Below are 18,302 nucleotides of genomic sequence, written 5' to 3'. Positions count from 1 at the left end.
CGCGCCGAGTGTGCGGTCGCGGTCGGGGGTGCTGCCGTGAGCATCGTGGACACGCCGGAGCGGCGGCAACTGCGCGAACTGACCCGGGCCTTCGTGACCCGGGAGGTGCTGCCGCACCAGGACGACTGGGAGCGGGCCGGCGAGGTGCCCCGGGCGCTGCACGCGAGCGCGGCGAAACTCGGCCTGCTCGGCATCGGCTTTCCGGAGTCGGTCGGCGGCAGCGGCGGCGACCTGCTCGACTCGATCATCGTGACCGAGGAGCTGATCCGTTCCGGCGGCTCGTCTGGCCTGGTGGCGGCGTTGTTCACGCACGGCATCGCGGTGCCGCACATGGTGGCGGCGGCCGGCGCCCGCACCGGTGGCTCGTTGGGCGGCCGGCTCGGCGGCACCGCGTCCCCGGGCGACGACAGCCTGATCGAGCGGTACGTCCGGCCCACCCTGGCCGGCACGATGATCGGCGCGCTGGCGATCACCGAGCCGGACAGCGGTTCGGACGTGGCCGGCATCCGCACGACCGCCCGCCGGGACGGCGACCACTACGTGGTGAACGGGTCGAAGACGTACATCACCAGCGGGCACCGGGCCGACTTCGTCACCACTGCTGTGTGTACCGACTTTCCCGGCAGCGGCGAACTCACCCTGCTGGTCATCGACAAGGGGACACCCGGGTTCACCGTGGGACGCCGGTTGGAGAAGCTGGGCTGGCACTGTTCGGACACCGCCGAGCTGTCCTTCGTCGACGTGCGGGTGCCGGTCGCCAACCGGATCGGCGCGGAGAACACCGGCTTCCTGGCGATCATGCAGCACTTCGCCGCCGAGCGGCTCTCGTTGGCGACCCAGGCGTACGCGACAGCGCAGCGCTGCGTCGAGCTGGCGACGCGCTGGTGCCGAGACCGGGAGACCTTCGGGCGTCCGCTGGCCAGCAGGCAGCTGATCCGGCACCGGTTGGCCGAGATGCACACCCGCGCCGAGGCGGCCCGGGTGTACGTGCACGAGGTGGCCGCCCGGGTGGCTGCCGGCGAGCCGGTGGTGACCGAGGTGGCGATGGCGAAGAACGTGGCGGTGGCCGCCTGCGACCAGGTCGTCGACCAGGCGTTGCAACTGCACGGCGGCTTCGGCTACCTGCGCGACGCCGAGGTGGAGCGGCACTACCGCGATGCCCGGATCCTCGGCATCGGCGGCGGCACCACCGAGATCATGAACGAGATCATCGCGAAGGGCATGGGCCTGTGAGCACCCTGGACAGCGCGGTCGACCCGTCCGCGCCCTCGTACGTGGCGAACCGGGCGGCACTGCTGGAGCGGCTGGCCGAGTTGGACGCCGCGCTGGACCAGGCGCGGGCGGGCGGCGGCGAGAAGTACGTGTCCCGGCACCACAAGCGCGGCAAGCTGCTCCCCCGGGAGCGGATCGAGCTGCTTGTGGACGCGGACAGTCCGTTCCTGGAGCTGTCACCGGTCGCCGCGTACGGCACGGACTTCCCGGTCGGGGCCAGCGTGGTCACCGGCATCGGGGTGGTCGAGGGCGTGGAGTGCCTGATCGTCGCCAACGACCCGACGGTACGCGGTGGCGCTGTCAACCCGTGGTCCCTCGCCAAGACCCGGCGAGCCGGTGAGATCGCCCTGGCCAATCGGCTGCCGATGGTCAACCTGGTCGAGTCGGCGGGGGCGGACCTGCCCACCCAGGCGGAGATCTTCATCCCGGGCGGCCGGGTGTTCCGGGACCTGACCCGGCTCTCGGCGGCGGGCATCCCCACTGTCAGCGTGGTCTTCGGCAACGCCACGGCCGGTGGCGCGTACGTGCCGGGGATGTCCGACCACGTGATCATGATCCGGGACCGGTCGCAGGTCTACCTGGCCGGGCCACCGCTGGTGAAGATGGCGACCGGCGAGGTGACCGACGACGAGTCGCTGGGCGGGGCGGCGATGCACGCGGGCACGTCCGGGCTCGCCGACTACCTGGCCGCCGACGAGCGGGACGGCATCCGGCTGGCCCGGCGGTGCGTACGCCGGCTGAACTGGCGCAAGCACGGCCCGGTGCCGCGGACGGCGGTGCCACAGCCGCCGAAGTACGACCCGGAGGAACTGCTCGGCATCACCAGCGCCGACCTGAAGGTGCCGTTCGATCCCCGCGAGGTGCTGGCCCGGATCCTGGACGGCAGCGACTTCGACGAGTTCAAGCCGGCGTACGGGGACGCGCTGGTCACCGGCTGGGGCGAACTGCACGGGTACCCGGTGGGTGTGCTCGCCAACGCCCGGGGTGTGCTGTTCAGCGCGGAGGCGCAGAAGGCGGCCCAGTTCATCCAGCTCGCGAACGCCTCCGACACCCCGTTGGTCTTCCTGCAGAACACCACCGGCTACATGGTCGGCACCGAGTACGAGCAGCGCGGCATCATCAAGCACGGCGCGTTGATGATCAATGCGGTGTCCAACTCGACGGTGCCGCACCTGACGGTGAACCTGGGCGCCTCGTACGGCGCCGGCAACTACGGCATGTGTGGTCGGGCGTACGAGCCGAGGTTCCTGTTCACCTGGCCGAACGCGAAGTCGGCGGTGATGGGCCCGGCACAGCTCGCCGGGGTGCTGTCCATCGTGGCCCGGCAGGCCGCCGCCGCCCGGGGACGCGACTACGACGAGGAGTCCGACACCGCGATGCGGATGATGGTCGAGCAGCAGATCGAGTCGCAGTCGGGCGCGCTCTTCCTCTCCGGCCGGCTCTACGACGACGGGGTGATCGACCCTCGGGACACGCGTACCGTCCTCGGGCTCTGCCTCTCGGCGATCCACAACGGACCGGTGAAGGGCGCCGACGGTTTCGGCGTCTTCCGGATGTAGGGGGCGAGACCAACGATGATCAGTAGATTGCTCGTCGCCAACCGGGGGGAGATCGCCCGCCGGGTCTTCGCGACCTGCCGGGCGCTCGGCGTGGAGACGGTGGCCGTGCACTCGGACGCGGACGCCGACGCGCCGTTCGTCGCCGAGGCCGACCAGGCGGTCCGGCTGCCCGGGGACACGCCCGCCGAGACGTACCTGCGGGTCGAGCTGATCCTGGACGCGGCCCGGCGCAGCGGGGCGGACGCCGTCCACCCGGGGTACGGCTTCCTCGCCGAGAACGCCGAGTTCGCCGCGGCGGTGACCGACGCCGGGCTGACCTGGGTCGGCCCGCCGGCCAAGGTGATCGCCGTGATGGGCGACAAGCTCGCCGCGAAGGGGCTGCTCGCCGAGGCCGGTGTGCCGATGCTGCCCAGTTGGACCGACACCGCCGCGGTCAGCGACTTTCCGGTCCTGGTGAAGGCGTCCGCCGGTGGTGGCGGGCGGGGGATGCGGATCGTCCGGGACGCCGACGAACTGGCCGAGGCCGTCGCGTCCGCGAGCCGCGAGGCGGCTGCCGCGTTCGGCGACGGCACTGTCTTCATCGAGCGGTACGTCGAGCGCGGCCGGCACGTCGAGGTGCAGATCTTCGGGGACGCCCACGGCCGGGTGGTGGCTCTCGGCGACCGGGAGTGCTCGATCCAGCGCCGGCATCAGAAGATCGTCGAGGAGGCGCCGGCGGTCGTTCCGGAGCGGGTGCGCACGGCGTTGCACGAGGCCGCGGTGGCCGCCGGTCGCGCTGTCGACTACCTGGGCGCGGGCACTGTGGAGTTTCTGCTCGCCCCGGGTGGCGAGTTCTTCTTCCTGGAGATGAACACCCGCCTTCAGGTGGAACACCCGGTCACCGAGCTGTGCACCGGCCTGGACCTGGTGGGGTTGCAACTGCTCGTCGCCGAGGGAGAGCCACTGCCGGCGGTCCTGCCGGTGGGCACCGGACACGCGGTCGAGGTGCGCCTGTGTGCCGAGGACGCGGCGGCGGGTTGGCGGCCGGCCACCGGCACCCTGCACCGGTTCGCGGTCCCCCAGGTGGCGGCCGAGTTCGGTGGGCTGGCCGGGCCGGGTCTGCGGCTCGACTCGGGGGTGGTAGCCGGCTCGGTGGTCGGCGTGCACTACGACTCGATGCTGGCGAAGGTGATCGCCTGGGGTCGCACCCGTGCGGAGGCGACCCGGCTGCTGTCCGCCGCGCTGGCCCGGGCCGAGCTGCACGGGGTGACCACCAACCGGGACCTGCTGGTCCGGGTGCTGCGGAGTTCCGCGTTCGCCGCCGTGGAGATCGACACCGGGTTCCTGGACCGGCACGCGGAGGTCTTCGCCCCGCTGCTCTCCGCCGACCGGCTCCCGTTGTCGGCGCTCGCCGCGGCACTTGCCTCGGCCGCCGGCCGCCGCGCCGACGCGAAGGTGCTGGCCGGGCTGCCGTCGGGCTGGCGCAACGTGCCGGCCGTCCCGCAGGTCACCCGGTTCGGCGGTCCGGACGGCGAGGTCGAGGTCCGCTACCGGCTCGACCGCGTGGGCGGGCTCGCCGAGTGGTCCGCCACCCCCACCGGCACCGACCCCGACGCCACCGACCCCGCGGCCGGACCGCCGGCCGTGGCGTTGGTCGAGGCCACAGCGGGTCGGGTGGTGCTCGACGTCGACGGGGTGCGGTGCGCGTACCGCGTACACCGGGTGGGGTCGGCGGTCTTCGTGGACGGCCCGGACGGGGCAGCGAGCCTGGTCGAGCTGCCCCGTCTCCCGCTGCCCACGGCGGAGGTGGCCGCCGGGTCGCTGCTCGCGCCGTTGCCCGGTGCGGTGACCCGGGTGCACGTCGAGGTCGGCCAGCGGGTCGTGGCCGGCGATCCGCTGCTCACAGTGGAAGCGATGAAGCTGGAACATCCCGTGCTCGCCCCCACCGACGGCGTGGTCGCCGAGTTGCCGGTGCCGGTCGGCGGTCAGGTGCGCACCGGCGCCGTGCTGGCCGTCATCGACAACTGAAGAGGAGGACCCCTGATGACCTTCGACCTCACCCCTGAGCAGGACCAGCTTCGCGACGCCGTGCGGGCGTTGGGCCGCCGCTACGGTCATTCCTATTTCGTGGCGAAAGCGAAAGCGGGGGAACACACCACCGAGCTGTGGGCCGAGGCGGGACGGCTCGGTTACCTAGGAGTCAACATCCCCACCGAGTACGGCGGCGGTGGCGGCGGCATCACCGAGCTGGCAATCGTCTGCGAGGAGTTGGCGGCCTCCGGCTGCCCGCTGCTGCTGCTTGTGGTCTCCCCCGCGATCGCGGCCACCGTGCTCGCCCGGCATGGCACCGAGGAGCAGCGCAAGCGGCACCTGCCCGGCCTCGCCGACGGCTCCCAGAAGATCGTCTTCGCGATCACCGAGCCGGAGGCCGGTTCCAACTTCCACCGGCTCGGCACTGTCGCCCGCCGGGACGGCGACGGGTGGCTGCTCAACGGCCGCAAGTGCTACATCTCCGGGGTCGACGAGGCCGACCACGTCCTGGTGGTGGCCCGTACCGAGGATTCCTCCACCGGCAAGCTCAAGCCGGCGCTGTTCCTCGTGCCGACCGACGTCGCCGGGCTGACCCGCTCCAAACTGGACATGGAGATCGTGTCCCCGGAGAACCAGTTCCTGCTCTACCTGGACGACGTGCGACTCCCCGCCGACGCGCTGGTTGGTGAGTCGCTGGACGCCGGCCTGCCGGCGCTCTTCGCCGGGCTCAACCCGGAGCGGATCACGGTGGCCGCGATGGGCGCCGGCACCGGCCGGTACGCCATCGAGCGAGCCAGCGAGTACACCGCCACACGCAAGGTCTGGGGTGGCCGGAGCATCGGCTCCCACCAGGGCGTGTCCCATCCGCTGGCACACGCGGCGGTGCAGGTGGAGTTGGCCCGCCTCATGATCCAGAAGGCCGCCACCCTGTACGACGCGGGCCGCGACCTGGAGGCCGGGGTGGCCGGCAACATGGCCAAGTACGCGGCCGGGGAGGCAGCCGCGCTCGCCGTCGACACCGCCGTCCAGGTGCTCGGTGGGGCCGGCATGACCACCGAGTACGGGGTGGCGACCCTGCTCGGTGCGGTGCGGGCCGGCCGGATCGCCCCGGTCAGTCGAGAGATGATCCTCAACTTCGTGGCCCAACACGTGCTCGGTCAGGACAAGTCCTACTGACCCGCATGATCGACTCGGTCTCCCGGACCTCGGGGCGTCCCCCCGTCCGTGGCACCCCAGCATTCGGAAAACCGAGTCGGTCTTCGTCGGCCTACGCTTCGTGCGCGCCCGGACGCTCACGGTGGTGCAGGATCACCACGGCCACCGCGAAGAGCACCACGGGTGCCAGCGCCACTGTCGACCACTGCGCCCAGGTGAGCGCATCGACGACACCGTCGTGGCTGGAGCGCTCCAGGAACGTCCCGGTGGTCCCCAGCCCCACCCGGCTGAGCAGCAGCGTGACGCCCACCGGGACGACGAGCGCGAGCAGGCGCAGTCGGAGCGCCGTCGGCGTCGACAGGACGGCGAGGGCGAAGAGCAGGTATCCCGTGGTCAGCAGGATCGCCTCGACCCGGCCGACACCGACGGTGAACATCCACGTGCCGTAGATCGGAGCCGTCGAGTCATCAGCGGCGGTCACCATGGCGACACTCGGCGCGCCGACGCTGACAAGCGTCGCCGCCGCCAGGGTGCCAAGCCGCCAGCGCGCGAGGGTAGCCGTGAGGGAACGGGGAGCGCGAAGGGCGAGTGCCAGCGGGACCATCGCGGCGAGCACGGCCGGCCAGAGGTTGCGGACTGTCGAATACTGCCCATAAGCCTCGGCGACCCGAACCACCTCGAACGCCGCGCCGCCCACGGCGATCGCGGCTGCTACCCGACCCCACCCGGCTCCGGCCGACACCGCCACGACGAGCCACAGCACCGCCACGAGACAACGCGGCCAGGAGACGAAGTCCTCGCCGATCCCGTCGGGATAGCTCTGCGCGAACATGCTGAGGTGCAGCACCGGAACGCGCGCGGCGCGCACGAACAACACCAGCGCGGCGACAAGACCGAGCACCTGCGCCGCATCCCGCCACGCGTCGACCGAGAAGCGGGCGCCGACCTGGCGGACGTGCGCCCGGAGAGCCCCACCGAGCAGGGCGAGCACGTCTCGTGCCGCCGGCCTGCGCTGGCCCGGCGCGGCGTCGTCCAGCAACACCCCGATCAGCTCGTCCTCGTACTGCCGCCGGTACGCACGGGGATAACCGGCCAGCAGCCACCGGTAGACCTGGTGCAACGTCACGCCGCACCGCCTTCGAAGATGAGGCCGGCACGGCGCAGCCGCACGCTCGCGGCGTCGGCGTTGCTCCGCAGGCGCGCCGACTCCTCGGCCAGGCGTTGCACCCCGGCGGCAGTGAGTCGGTAGTAACGGCGCAACCTGGACTGCACCTGCTCCTCGCGCTCAACGTCGATGAGGCCCTCGGTACGCAGCCGGTCCAGCGCCGCGTAGAGGGTGCCGGCGCGCAGGTCAACGCGCCCGTCGGAGATCCGGCGGACCTCGTCGAGGACGGCGTATCCGTGCCGTGGGGCCTCGACGAGCGCGGTGAGGATCAGATAGGTCGACTCTTGCATGGAAGCCTTCGCCATTGCCGCAGTATATACATTCAGTCTGTATATGCGGGCACCGCTCACGCGCGTCGTCGGAAATACTGAGCGGGTGCGCAACGACGTCGAGTTCGATCGGCTGGTGGACGAGCTCTACGCCGCCTTCGCCCACCACCGGATGCCCGCCGACATGGAGGCCTGCCCGCACTGCGTGGACCCGGCGGACCTGGCCCACTTCGCCCGTACCCCGCTGCGAAAGCTGACCACCGACCAGCTCTACGCCTACCTGGCGAACCGGGGCACCTGGGGGGACGGGACGGAGGTCCCGCACCTGCTGCCCCGGCTGCTTGAGGCGTTCGCCGGTGGCGAGGTGCGGCACCTGCCCCCGGAGGCGGTGACCGAGCGGATGCGGGACCAGTGGCAAGGCTGGCCGGCCGCCGAGCGGAATGCCGTCGAGCGGTTCCTCCTCGGCTGGTGGCAGCGGACCCTTGTGGAGTTTCCGTCCACCACCTCGGCCTGGGGCCTGCTGGAGGCGGTCGCCGGGCTGGAGATCGACCTCGGGCCGTACCTGGCCGAGTTCGCGGCCATTCCGGGCGAGCCCACCGCGCGGCACCTGGCCGAGGTCATCCAGGACCTGTCGTACCAGGGTCCCCTGCCCGACGGGGCGCAGGAGTCGATGCGGCGCTGGCTGGCCGGCGCGACGCCCACCGACGTGCTGTGGACCGCCGCCATCAACTCGACAAACCCCCAGGTCGCCGACGAGTTGGCCGACGCCGCCGACGCGACGGCACGCTCACCGCGCTGATCGAACCGGCCACCCCGGTGGGATCAGCCGGGGATCCGGCAGGCGGCGTCGATGCGGTGGACCGGGCGGACCCGGCGGCCCATGCCCTCCAGCAGCGAGTCCTCGACGTGGAAGTCGTGGATGCGCAGCTGGTAGCGGGGCAACTCCTCCTCGCTCGGGCAGAGCACCTGCGCGCGAACCAGATCGACAGGCACGTACCGCACACCACCCCGCTCCTGGAGGATCACCATGTTGACGTCGTCAGTGGTGATGACGTGCCCGCGTACGTCCTCGGTGGGCTCGTTCTCCGCGCCCACTGTCGTGACGGTCAGCGGCAGCACCGGTGTGCTGATCACCGGCACCGCGGCCCAGACCAGCATGGCAAGCATCACCACCTCGGTCACCGACGCCAGCGGCCGGATCACCATGCCGGGCAACGGCCCCGCGATGAAGAGAGCCAGCAGCGGCGGCACCGCGAGCAGCGCCAACACCAACAGCTCGCCCTGCCTTCCGGCGTCCCGCAGCGTCGGCAGCAGCAGCCAGCCGTACCCGGCGAGCAGCGCGACGATCATGACCAGTCGCGGCACCAACCGTTCGTGCAGTCGCCCGGGGCGCAGCTGGAACGCGGCCGCGAACGCCGGCAGCAGCAGCGGCAGGTAGAGCAGCGGCCAGGTGATCAGGGCGAGCAGGAAACTGGCCAGCACCACCCAGGCCGGGGTGAGGTCGGCCCAGCGGGCGAGGAGCGGACGACGGCGGGTCCCCGGCGGCAGCCGGTCAACGCCGACGGCCAGCACCGCCCCGAGCGCGAAGACGGCGACCATTCCGGTGGAGAGCAGCCGGGCCGCCGTGGTCAGGAAGCCGGCGAGCAGGTTGACCGGCCCGACGTTCGCCACCAGCAGCAGTGTGGTCTGAAGTTCGCCGCCCGCCTCCACCCCGAGGCGGAGAACCGAGAAGATCGCCGGTACGCCCACCAGCGCGGTCCAGAAGGACTGGCTGGCACGGGCGCGCCGCTCCGCCGGGTCCCAACGGACCCGCCCGGGCTCGACGTCGGCGACGACCGGGTCGGCTGGTTCGGCGACCGGTACGCCGACCGGCCAGCCGATCCCGTCCGTCCCGGCACCGAGCGGACTGTCGACACGCGGCGCGGTCGCGGTGCCGTGCGACACGGTCGCGGTGCCGTGCGACAGGGACGCCCGGGGTGGCGGGACCGGGCCGTCGGCGTCCGGGCCGCCGGTGGCGGTCGGCGCCGTGCTCACCGCCGGGGAGCCTTGTCGTCGAAGTCGACAAGCTTCGGCACCTCCAGCGGCTGCGGCTGACGCTTCTCCGCCCGCAGCCATGGACCCAACGTCCGGTTGTAGGCCGTCTGCCAGGGGGTCGCCTGCCCGTCCCGGCCCTGCTCGTAGCTCTTCTGCAGGAAGAACGCGACCAGGTCGCGCAGTGCGGGATCACCGATCGGCACGCCGATGCCCAGCAGTTCGCTGGTGCCGAACGGCATGTCCACGATCTCGAACTCCTTGGGGAAGGTGGCCAGGAAGCCCGCGAGGATCGACTCGTCGGAGCTGACCGCGTCGTACCGACCCTTCCGGATGCCCTCGACGCAATCGCCGACGTCCTTCACCACGAACGTCTTGATCTGGTGTTTCTCCAGCTCGGCCTCGGTGGTGGAGCCGCCGCTCGTGCAGACCTTGTAGGCCGGGTCCCGCAGGTCCTCAATGGTGCGGATCTTGTCCTTGAGCCGACTCGACACCATCACCTCCTGGGTGGTGACGAAGTACGGCCCGGCGAAGCTGACAAGCTTCTTGCGCTCCTCGGTCATGGAGAAGCTGGAGACCACCAGGTCGACGGTGCCGCCCTGCAGCGCCGGGATCCGGTCCTCGGTGGCCACGGAGACGAACTCCAACCGCTGGTCCCCCTCGTAGCCGAGGGAGGCGGCGACGTACCGACCGATCTCGACGTCGAAGCCGACATGCTGGCCGTTGCGGAGCTCGCCCATCAACGGCTCGTTGTTGGCGACACCGATACGCAGCTTCGTCTGGCCGTAGATGTGCGACTCGCGGAGCTTCTCCTGTACGGACTGCAGGTCCGGTTCCTGCCGGCTGTCGCAGCCGGCGACGGCGGCCAGGGTGAGGGAGAGGGCGACCGCCAGCGTCGTTGCGACCGAGCGGAGCCGGGACTGCGAACTGCCTGAGTTCATGCGTACCTCGCTGCCGGTAGAGCCTGCGAGACACCGAGAGTAGTCGTTCGTGTCCAATTCGTGTGGACGTCGCCGGCGGTAGGGGTTTCCCCACCACCGAGATCATGGGCCGCCGTGTGTTCCAGAGACGCCGCCTCGACCAGGCTTTCCGCTATGCGAAACAGCGTAGTGACAGCCGGTCGAGGGCCGGTCGTCGAAGTAGTCGACGTGACGAAGACCTATGCCGGCGGTGGCGGTGTCCGGGCGTTGGACGGCGTGTCGGTCGCCTTCGAGGCCGGTTCGTTCTCCGCCGTGATGGGCCCGTCGGGTTCGGGCAAATCGACGCTTCTGCACTGTGCGGCGGGCCTGGATCGGCCGGACAGCGGACGGGTACTCCTCGCCGGTCAGGACATCGGCGGGCTGCGTGAACCGCAGCTCACCCGGGCACGGCGGCAGCGGGTCGGCTTCGTCTTCCAGTCGTACAACCTGATGGATTCGCTGTCGGTCTGGCACAACATCCTGCTGCCGCAGCGGCTGGCCGGGGTACGACCGGACCGGGAGTGGGCGCGGGAGGTGATTCGCCGCGTCGGGCTCACCGGACGGGAGAACGCTCGGCCCGGCCAACTGTCCGGCGGTCAGCGGCAACGGGTCGCCCTCGCCCGCGCCCTGGCCAGCCGACCGGAGGTCATCTTCGCCGACGAGCCGACCGGGGCTCTGGACCTGTCGACCGGCCGCGAGGTACTCCAACTGCTGCGCGAAGCGGTGGACGGCATCGGCACGACGATCGTCATGGTCACCCACGACCCGGCCGCGGCGGCGTGGGCCGACCGCGCGGTCTTCCTCGCCGACGGGCGGATCGTCACGGAGCTCGCCGACCCCACCGCCGAGAAGATCGCGGCACGGATGATGGCGGTGACCGTCCGATGATCCGGCTCGCTCTCAGCACGCTTCGCCAGCACCGCGGCGCCTACGCGGGCACGTTCTTCGCCGCTCTGCTCGCCGTGGCCCTACTCGCCGGCGGCGGTCTGCTGCTCGCCTCCGTGCTCACCGCGAAGCCGCCGGCCGACCGGTTCGCGGCAGCGCCGATCGTCGTGTCGGGCGACCGCGACGTGACAGTGGAGAAGGTCACCACCAAACAGAAGAAGAAAAAGGATAAGGTCAAGCGCAAGGTCAAGGTCAAGTCCGAGCAGCTCACCGGTGCCGGCACGCTGCCGGCGGATCTCGCCGGTCGGCTGGACAACCTTCCGGGCGTCGCGGCAGCGACCGCGGACGTCGCCTTCCCGGTCCAGGCAGGCACCCCACACGGACTGCTACTGCGCGGTGCCGATGACGCTCCCGTGATCGGACACGGGTGGAGTTCCGCGCAGCTGACTCCGTACTCGCTGCGCACCGGCGAGGCGCCCGGCCCGGGCCAGGTCGTGATCGACGCCGACCTTGCCAACCGCTCGGGCACCCCTGTTGGTGGACGTCTCGTGGTCACCACGAAGACCGGCGTCCGTACCCTTGTCGTGTCCGGTGTCGCCGCACCGGCCGGGCGGGACGGATTGCCCGCCCAGGGCGCACTGTTCGTCGCCGATTCCGACGTGGCGTCGGTGTCGGGGCTGCCCGGGCCGACCGCGGTGGCCATTCTGGCCAGACCGGACGCCGACCCGGTCGCGCTCCGCAAAGCCGTCGAAGGGGTCGCCGGGGACGCGCCGGTGCTCACCGGCGCCGACCGAGTCCGCGCCGACCTGCCCGGCGCCCTACCCGACTACATCGGTCCCATCTCGATCTTCGGCTTCGTCATCGGTATCACGGCGTTCGCGGCCGTCTTCGTCCTCACCGGCACTGTCACGCTCGGGGTACGTCAACGCCTGCGCGAGCTGGCCCTGCTGCGCACCGCTGGCGCGACCCCCGCACAGCTGCGCCGCCTGCTCGGTGTGGAAAGCGTCCTGCTCGCCGGGGTCGCCGCGCTGCCGGGCATACCGTTGGGTGTGGTGTTCGCCCACGTGGTGGCTGCCCGGTTCCGGGAGCTGGGCGCGGTGCCGGCCCAGTTCGTCGTACAGACCAACGTGATCGTGCTCATCGCCGCCACGGCGGCCGGGATGCTGGTGACCTTCATCGGTGCCCGGGTCGCCGGCCGCCGAGCGGTGCGCATCGCACCGACGCAGGCACTCGCCGAGAACGCGAACGCACCGACCGGCGGTCTCGTCCTGCGGACCGCCCTCGCGGTGGTGACCACCGCCGGCGCATTCGCCCTGCTCATCGCCGTTCCGCTCGACGGGCCGCTCGGAATGGGCATGAGCTTCGTGTCGTGCGCCCTGTTGCTGTGCGCTGTCGCGGCCCTGGGCCCGCTGCTGGTCCGGGTGCTGACGACGCCGGTGTCCCGTCTCATCGGCATCGGCGGCGCGATCGGCTGGCTGGCCGGGCTGATCACCCGGGCCGAGCGGCGAAGGGTCGCGGCGGTCGCGGTCCCGCTCGTGCTCATGTTCGCGATCAATGCCACCATGCTGCTCAACAGCGTGCTGCTGAACGAACTGACCGGGCGGGAGCAGGCGGCCCGGACGGCAGCCGCGACGGCTCAGGTGACCGCGCCGGGCGGGTTGCCGCTCAGTACCGTCAGAGAGCTTCTTGCCCTCGACGGGGTGACCGGCGCGGCAGCGACGTTGCCGACCCGGGCGATCGTCGAGCAGGGTGGCAAGCCCGAGGACTACGCGACGCAGGGTCTGCTTGTCGCCGGTGCCGAGGCGGCGCTCGACCTCGATCTACGCGCCGGAACACTGCCGGGCGATGGCACGTTCGCCGCCAGCGAGTACGTGACCGAACAGTACGGCTGGCGGGTGGGCGACGACGTGCGGGTCTGGCTCGCCGACGGCTACCAGGTCCAACTGCGCCTCGCCGGGGTGTACGCCCGAGCCCGGGGGTTCGGCGACCTGGTACTCCCCGCGGACCTGGTGGCGGCGCATGATCCACGTGGGCTGGTCAGCACGGTGGGGCTGCGTTACCGCGGCGACGTACCGGAGCGGTTCGCCGCCTCGTGGCCCAGCCTGCGGCTGACCCCCACGCTCGGTGTGGCCCCCGCCGGTGACATCCAGAACCAGCAGGGCGCCTGGGAGCTCATGGTGGTCATCTCTCTCGGCTTCACAGCGATCGCGGTCGTCAACACCTTCGCCATCGCCACCGCCGCGCGCCGCCGCGAATTCGCCGACCTGCGCCTGGCCGGCGCGACGACCAGGCAGCTGCACCGGCTCGTCGGACGCGAGGCGATGATCACGGTCACCGTCGGGCTGGCGCTGGGTGTCCTGGTCACCGCGATCGTGGTCGGCGCGTTCGGCAGCGCCCAGGACGGCACGTTGTGGGTGTTCGTCGACGCTGCCACGTACGCGGGGATGCTCGGCGGTGTCGCGGCACTGGGATTGGTCGCGGGTGCCGTACCGGCACGAGTCCTGCTGCGACGGCGCAGTCTGCCGGCCCTGAGCGACGGGCGCTGACGGGTGCTCCCGGCCGGAACACCGTTCGGACCCGTCCTCCGGATCGTCGGGTGCCGGGTCCGGCGGCCGCGCCCCGGTACCGGCTCGCCGTCGGTAGGATCGCCACGATGATCCGCACAACGGCGTCGGCGCTGGCGTACCTGGTCAGCGGCATCGTCGCCGGCTTTGTCGGCCTCATCTGGAGTGTGGCGACCATCGTCGGCGTCGGTCTACTGTCGATCACGCTGGTCGGTGGCCCGGCGTTCCTCGGCGCCGCCTGGGTGACCCGCCGCCTCGCCGACGTGGAGCGGCGCCGGGCCGGTTGGGTGCTCGGCACCGCGATCGCCGCGCCGTACCTGCCGACCGAGGGCGCAACCGTCCGGCAGCGAGCCAGCGCGGTCGCCACGCAACCGGCCACCTGGCGGGACCTGGCCTGGCTGGTCGCGCTGTTTCCGCTGGGCCTGGCGGGCGGGGTCGCCGCCATCGTGGTTACCGTCGTCGATCTCGCGACCGTCGTGGCACCGGCCTGGGCGTGGGCGGTGCCGAACCCACGCGCGCCGTTCCCGATGGATCCCCTCATGACGACGGTGCCGGGCCGGTTCGGCCTGACCATCATCGGCGTGCTGCTGTTGCCGGTCACCGCGTGGTTCCTGCGGACCGCCGGCCTGGCCCAGGCCCGGACGGCCCGGGTCCTCCTGGCACCCGGTACTCACCGGTACCTGGTGGAGGAAACCACCCGCCTCGCACAGAGCCGCCGTCGGGTCGTCGATGCCCAGGCGGCAGAGCTGCGTCGAATCGAGCGGGACCTGCACGACGGTGCCCAGGCCCGGATCGTGGCCGCCGGCATGAGCATGGCACTGGCTGCTCGCAAGCTGCCAACCGGTGCGGCCGCCGCGTCCGACGTCGACCTCGCCCGTCGGCAGCTCGACGACGCCCTCACCGAGCTGCGCCGGCTGGTACGTGGCATCCATCCGCCGATCCTCACCGACCGTGGGCTGCACGCCGCCGTCGCCGCCCTGGCCGGCGACAGCCCACTGGCCGTCGAGGTTCGGGGCGACCCGGACGATCGTTACCCGCCGGCGGTCGAGTCGGCGGCCTACTTCGTCATCGCCGAGGGTCTCGCCAATGCGGGCAAACACGCCGACGCCCGAACCTGCGTCGTCACCCTCGCCCGCACCGCCGGCACCGTCACCGTCACGCTCGTCGACGACGGACAGGGCGGCGCCGACCCGTCCGGCTCCGGGCTCGACGGTCTGCGCCGCCGCGTCGAGGCACTCGACGGCCAACTCACCATCACCAGTCCACCCGGCGGTCCCACCGTCCTGTCCGCGGAGCTGCCCCACTGATGCGCATCGTGATCGCCGAGGACCTGCTGCTGCTCCGGGACGGCATGGTGCGGCTGCTTACCGACACCGGCCACACCGTCGTCGCCGCCGTCGACACCGCACCCGCGCTGCTGGCGGCCGTCACCGAACACCAACCTGACCTGTCCATCGTCGATGTTCGACTGCCGCCCGGCTTCCGCGACGAGGGACTCCGCGCCGCGCTGACGCTGCGGGCCGCGGACCCGGACACCAAGGTGCTCATCGTCTCCCAGTACGTCGAACGGGCCTACGCCGTGGAACTGCTCGCCGACGGCCGGGGCGGTGTCGGCTACCTCCTCAAGGACCGCGTAACGGCCCTTGACGATTTCCTCGACGCGGTGGAGCGGGTCGCCAACGGGGGCACCGCCCTGGACCCGGAAGTGGTCCGGCAACTGTTCACCCGCAACAGCCACAACCACGGTGTCGACGGGCTCACCCCACGGGAGCGGGAGGTGCTCGGCCTCATGGCCCAGGGCCTGTCCAACGCGGCCATCTGCGCCGCGCTGGTCCTGGCACCGGTGTCGGTGGAGAAGCACATCACCAACATCTTCGCCAAGCTGGACCTGCCGCCGGCCGACGACGCCAACCGGCGTGTTCGCGCAGTCCTCGCCTACCTCAACCACTGAGATGGCGAACTGGCGGGGCGGGCCACGTCGAACGGACCGGCCGACCGGCGCGGCGACCCGATCTGCGGTTGACAGCCGCCGATGTCACGACATGCTGGACGAATGAGTCGATTGTCCAGGCCCGATGCGCGGACGGTGGCGGTGCTCGCGGCACTCGGAGCGCTTGTGCCACTGGCCCTGCTTGTCGTCTGGCGCCGACAGGACCTTGTCGGCGTGGTTCTCGCCCTGCTCTGCGTCCTGCTGGCCATGGTCGCCGGGGTCTCCTTCTCCGCCGCCCGTCAGGCCGACGACCCGGAGCCGGAGGACCGGACAGCGACCACCGGGCCGCCCGAGCTGATGCCGTACGGAATCGACGCGGACACCCTCGACGCCCTGGACAGTCGGGATGCCCTGCGGGCGGTGCGGGACCGGCGACGCGGGTCGGACGGGATCAGCGGCCGGTGAGGGTGGGCGCGGCGAGCGCGTCCACGCCCCGCCCGGCCAGGCACCGGTAGGTCCGGTCGATGCTTCCGTCGACCGGGGGGAGCACCTCCAGGTGCCAGCCGCTCGGCTCGGCGATCCCGGTGGTCAACCGGAACGTCGTGGCGCTGCACACCTGTCGCACCGGCGCGGCGGCGATCACGTCGTCGTAGTCGGCGCCCACCAGGGGCACCGGCAGGATGCCCTCGGCGTACGTCTCCCAGGTGTGCCGACCGGTGCAGGACAGCCGAACCGCCTCGGCGCGGTTGCCGCGGATCCGCACCGGGCCGAAGCATTCCAGCTCGGGCAGGCACCGGGCCCCCTCGGGCAGGGCGGTGGGCGTGCCGGTGCCTGTCGTGCAGCCGGGCAGCGGCCCGGTCGCCGGTGCGGCGACCTGGGTGACCGTCGGGTTCGGGGTCGGCGGTGCCGCCTGGTCGGCGAACCACGCCCCGGCGGTCGCGGAGCCGGCGAGCGCGAGCACCCCGGCACCGCCGAGGAACCAGCGCCGCCAGCGCCGGACGCCGGGGACCGCGTGCTGGGTGTCCTCGATGGGCGGCCGAGGCACCGGCCGGTTGGGCGCGTACGGGCCGGGGCGGGCTGCGCCACCGCTGACCGGAGCGCCACTGACCGGGGCCGACGGTGGACCGAGTGGCAGGCCGGCGAGCAGGTCGTGCAGTTCGAGGGCGGAGGGACGCTCGGCCGGGTCGTTGGCCATGCCGGCGCGCAGCACATCGATCAGCTCGTCCGGGACGCCGGGCAGGGCGGGGAGCGGCTGGTTGAACATCTCCAGGACGGTGACGAGGCTGGGATTGCGCTCGGACTGCCAGCGGGGCGGCCGACCGTGCATCACCGCGTAGAGGGTGGCGCAGAGCGCGTACACGTCGACGGCCGGTGACGGCGGGCTGTGGCTGAACATCTCCGGCGGCGCGTACGCCGGGGTGAGCACCTCCAGGGTGACCGAGGCATCGCGGTGCTCGGCGAGCACGGCCAGCCCGAAGTCGGCGAGCACCGCCGAGTTGAAGGCCGAGTGGAGGATGTTCGCTGGTTTCACGTCCCGGTGCAGCACCCCGGCCGCGTGCGAGTGGGCCAGCGCGTCGGCGATCTTGATGCCGAGGTCGCGGGCCTCCACCGGGTCGAGTGGCGAGGTCCGCATGCGTTCGGCGTACGAGCCGTCGCAGAGTTCCATGATCAGGTAGGGGTGCTGGTCGACGGTGACCCCGACGTCGAAGAGGTCCACCACGTGCGGGTGTGACGACATCCGGCCGGCCGCCCGCGCCTCGCGCAGGAAACGGGCCTGGTCCCGTTCGCTGTCCAGCGTCCGGTTCTCCACCTTGACGGCGACCTCGCGACCCACCGAGATCTGGGTGGCCTGGTAGACGGTCGCGTACCCACCCCGGGCAAAGACCCGCAAATCGGTCAGACCGGGCACGATCGGCACCGGCAGGCCGCCGGTCGGGGTGTCGGTCACCGCTCGAAAATACCCAACCCGGCCGGCGGCTCAGCGCACCGTGTCCGCCGGAGCGGCACCGGCCGGACCGGTACCCTCCTCGGCGGGCGCAGCCGCCCCGGCACCGTCGGACGAGGCGACTCCGCCGGCCGGCACTGCCCTGCGGGCATCCAGGCGCAGGCCGACGGCGGTGGCCACGGCCCCCAGACCCTCCCAGGCCGCCACCCCGAAGAACCGGCCCGGAGCGATGTCGGAGAGCACGGCGATGGTGAACACGGTGAACGTGACAAGTCGGAAGACCACTGTGAACCGGTAGAACACCCGCCACTCGGTGATCGTGGCGAGCAGGTAGTAGACACCCATGTTGAACGCCGCCATCGAGGACGCCAACAGGAACGTGCCGGTGTGGTCACCGACGGCACGCGTCTCCGGCACCTCGAACCCGAGCATGCGCAACTGCGCCTCCGGCCAGAGCAGCCCGACCGCGCCCATCACCAGCGCCAACACGCCGAAGACCGCGATGGTCCAGCCCGCGATGGAACGCGGCAGCTTCATGAAGGGCCTCCCCAGGCACGG

Annotated in this window: 16 protein-coding genes; 10 read left to right on the top strand and 6 right to left on the bottom strand. The window is 71.8% G+C overall.

Annotated features, from left to right (window positions below; all coding sequences use genetic code 11):
• Window positions 1-36: 36 nt before the first annotated feature.
• The 4 genes from ABZU25_RS15085 to ABZU25_RS15070 are packed head-to-tail and all read left to right on the top strand — an operon-like array spanning window position 37 to window position 6,017.
• A complete protein-coding gene (locus ABZU25_RS15085; protein WP_355029906.1) occupies window positions 37-1,233 on the top strand; it encodes an acyl-CoA dehydrogenase family protein in 1,197 nt (398 codons plus the stop codon).
• Window positions 1,230-2,831 carry a carboxyl transferase domain-containing protein gene (locus tag ABZU25_RS15080; protein WP_355029905.1) on the top strand — a complete coding sequence of 534 codons (1,602 nt, stop codon included), beginning with the start codon at window positions 1,230-1,232 and terminating at the stop codon, window positions 2,829-2,831. Before ABZU25_RS15085 ends, ABZU25_RS15080 begins: the two co-directional genes overlap by 4 nt.
• 15 nt (window positions 2,832-2,846) lie before the next feature.
• Window positions 2,847-4,838, top strand: coding sequence for a biotin carboxylase N-terminal domain-containing protein (locus ABZU25_RS15075; protein WP_355029904.1), 1,992 nt, complete (start codon window positions 2,847-2,849; stop codon window positions 4,836-4,838).
• A 15-nt stretch (window positions 4,839-4,853) separates the two neighbouring features.
• Entirely contained in the window at window positions 4,854-6,017 is a 1,164-nt protein-coding gene (locus ABZU25_RS15070) for an acyl-CoA dehydrogenase (RefSeq protein WP_355029903.1), read from the top strand.
• Window positions 6,018-6,108: 91 nt separating this feature from the next.
• Here the strand turns inward: ABZU25_RS15070 and ABZU25_RS15065 are convergent, their stop codons facing one another.
• Entirely contained in the window at window positions 6,109-7,122 is a 1,014-nt protein-coding gene (locus tag ABZU25_RS15065) for a hypothetical protein (RefSeq protein ID WP_355029902.1), read from the bottom strand.
• Window positions 7,119-7,466: a PadR family transcriptional regulator gene (locus ABZU25_RS15060; RefSeq protein WP_355029901.1), complete on the bottom strand. Its 348-nt coding sequence runs from the start codon at window positions 7,464-7,466 to the stop codon at window positions 7,119-7,121. Before ABZU25_RS15060 ends, ABZU25_RS15065 begins: the two co-directional genes overlap by 4 nt.
• A gap of 70 nt (window positions 7,467-7,536) precedes the next feature.
• On the opposite strand from ABZU25_RS15060, the gene ABZU25_RS15055 reads away from it, so the two are divergent.
• Window positions 7,537-8,229, top strand: coding sequence for a hypothetical protein (locus tag ABZU25_RS15055; protein WP_355029900.1), 693 nt, complete (start codon window positions 7,537-7,539; stop codon window positions 8,227-8,229).
• 23 nt (window positions 8,230-8,252) lie between these two features.
• Here the strand turns inward: ABZU25_RS15055 and ABZU25_RS15050 are convergent, their stop codons facing one another.
• Window positions 8,253-9,464, bottom strand: a complete 1,212-nt coding sequence (locus ABZU25_RS15050; protein WP_355029899.1) for a hypothetical protein — start codon at window positions 9,462-9,464, stop codon at window positions 8,253-8,255.
• A complete protein-coding gene (locus tag ABZU25_RS15045) occupies window positions 9,461-10,402 on the bottom strand; it encodes a transporter substrate-binding domain-containing protein (RefSeq protein WP_355029898.1) in 942 nt (313 codons plus the stop codon). Before ABZU25_RS15045 ends, ABZU25_RS15050 begins: the two co-directional genes overlap by 4 nt.
• 153 nt (window positions 10,403-10,555) lie before the next feature.
• Here ABZU25_RS15045 and ABZU25_RS15040 point away from each other — a divergent pair, with 153 nt between their 5' ends.
• The 5 genes from ABZU25_RS15040 to ABZU25_RS15020 all read left to right on the top strand — a co-directional run bounded on the left by ABZU25_RS15040 (window position 10,556) and on the right by ABZU25_RS15020 (window position 16,264).
• Complete coding sequence (locus ABZU25_RS15040; RefSeq protein WP_355029897.1) at window positions 10,556-11,308, top strand: ABC transporter ATP-binding protein; 753 nt, start codon at window positions 10,556-10,558, stop codon at window positions 11,306-11,308.
• Window positions 11,305-13,851: an ABC transporter permease gene (locus ABZU25_RS15035; protein WP_355029896.1), complete on the top strand. Its 2,547-nt coding sequence runs from the start codon at window positions 11,305-11,307 to the stop codon at window positions 13,849-13,851. Before ABZU25_RS15040 ends, ABZU25_RS15035 begins: the two co-directional genes overlap by 4 nt.
• 107 nt (window positions 13,852-13,958) lie before the next feature.
• Window positions 13,959-15,176: a sensor histidine kinase gene (locus ABZU25_RS15030; protein ID WP_355029895.1), complete on the top strand. Its 1,218-nt coding sequence runs from the start codon at window positions 13,959-13,961 to the stop codon at window positions 15,174-15,176.
• On the top strand, window positions 15,176-15,820 hold the full coding sequence (locus tag ABZU25_RS15025; protein WP_355029894.1) for a response regulator transcription factor: 645 nt from the start codon (window positions 15,176-15,178) through the stop codon (window positions 15,818-15,820). Before ABZU25_RS15030 ends, ABZU25_RS15025 begins: the two co-directional genes overlap by 1 nt.
• Before the next feature lie 102 nt (window positions 15,821-15,922).
• Window positions 15,923-16,264 carry a hypothetical protein gene (locus tag ABZU25_RS15020; RefSeq protein ID WP_355029893.1) on the top strand — a complete coding sequence of 114 codons (342 nt, stop codon included), beginning with the start codon at window positions 15,923-15,925 and terminating at the stop codon, window positions 16,262-16,264.
• Here ABZU25_RS15020 and ABZU25_RS15015 read toward each other — a convergent pair.
• Both ABZU25_RS15015 and ABZU25_RS15010 read right to left on the bottom strand, forming a co-directional pair.
• Window positions 16,251-17,747, bottom strand: coding sequence for a serine/threonine-protein kinase (locus ABZU25_RS15015; RefSeq protein ID WP_355029892.1), 1,497 nt, complete (start codon window positions 17,745-17,747; stop codon window positions 16,251-16,253). The genes ABZU25_RS15020 and ABZU25_RS15015 overlap by 14 nt on opposite strands.
• Before the next feature lie 30 nt (window positions 17,748-17,777).
• Window positions 17,778-18,281: a hypothetical protein gene (locus ABZU25_RS15010; RefSeq protein ID WP_355029891.1), complete on the bottom strand. Its 504-nt coding sequence runs from the start codon at window positions 18,279-18,281 to the stop codon at window positions 17,778-17,780.
• Between the last annotated feature and the right edge of the window lie 21 nt (window positions 18,282-18,302).

The sequence above is a fragment of the Micromonospora sp. NPDC005215 genome, from assembly GCF_040607915.1.
In the GTDB taxonomy this organism is placed as follows: domain Bacteria; phylum Actinomycetota; class Actinomycetes; order Mycobacteriales; family Micromonosporaceae; genus Micromonospora.
This window is presented reverse-complemented; position numbering and strand designations above follow the sequence as displayed.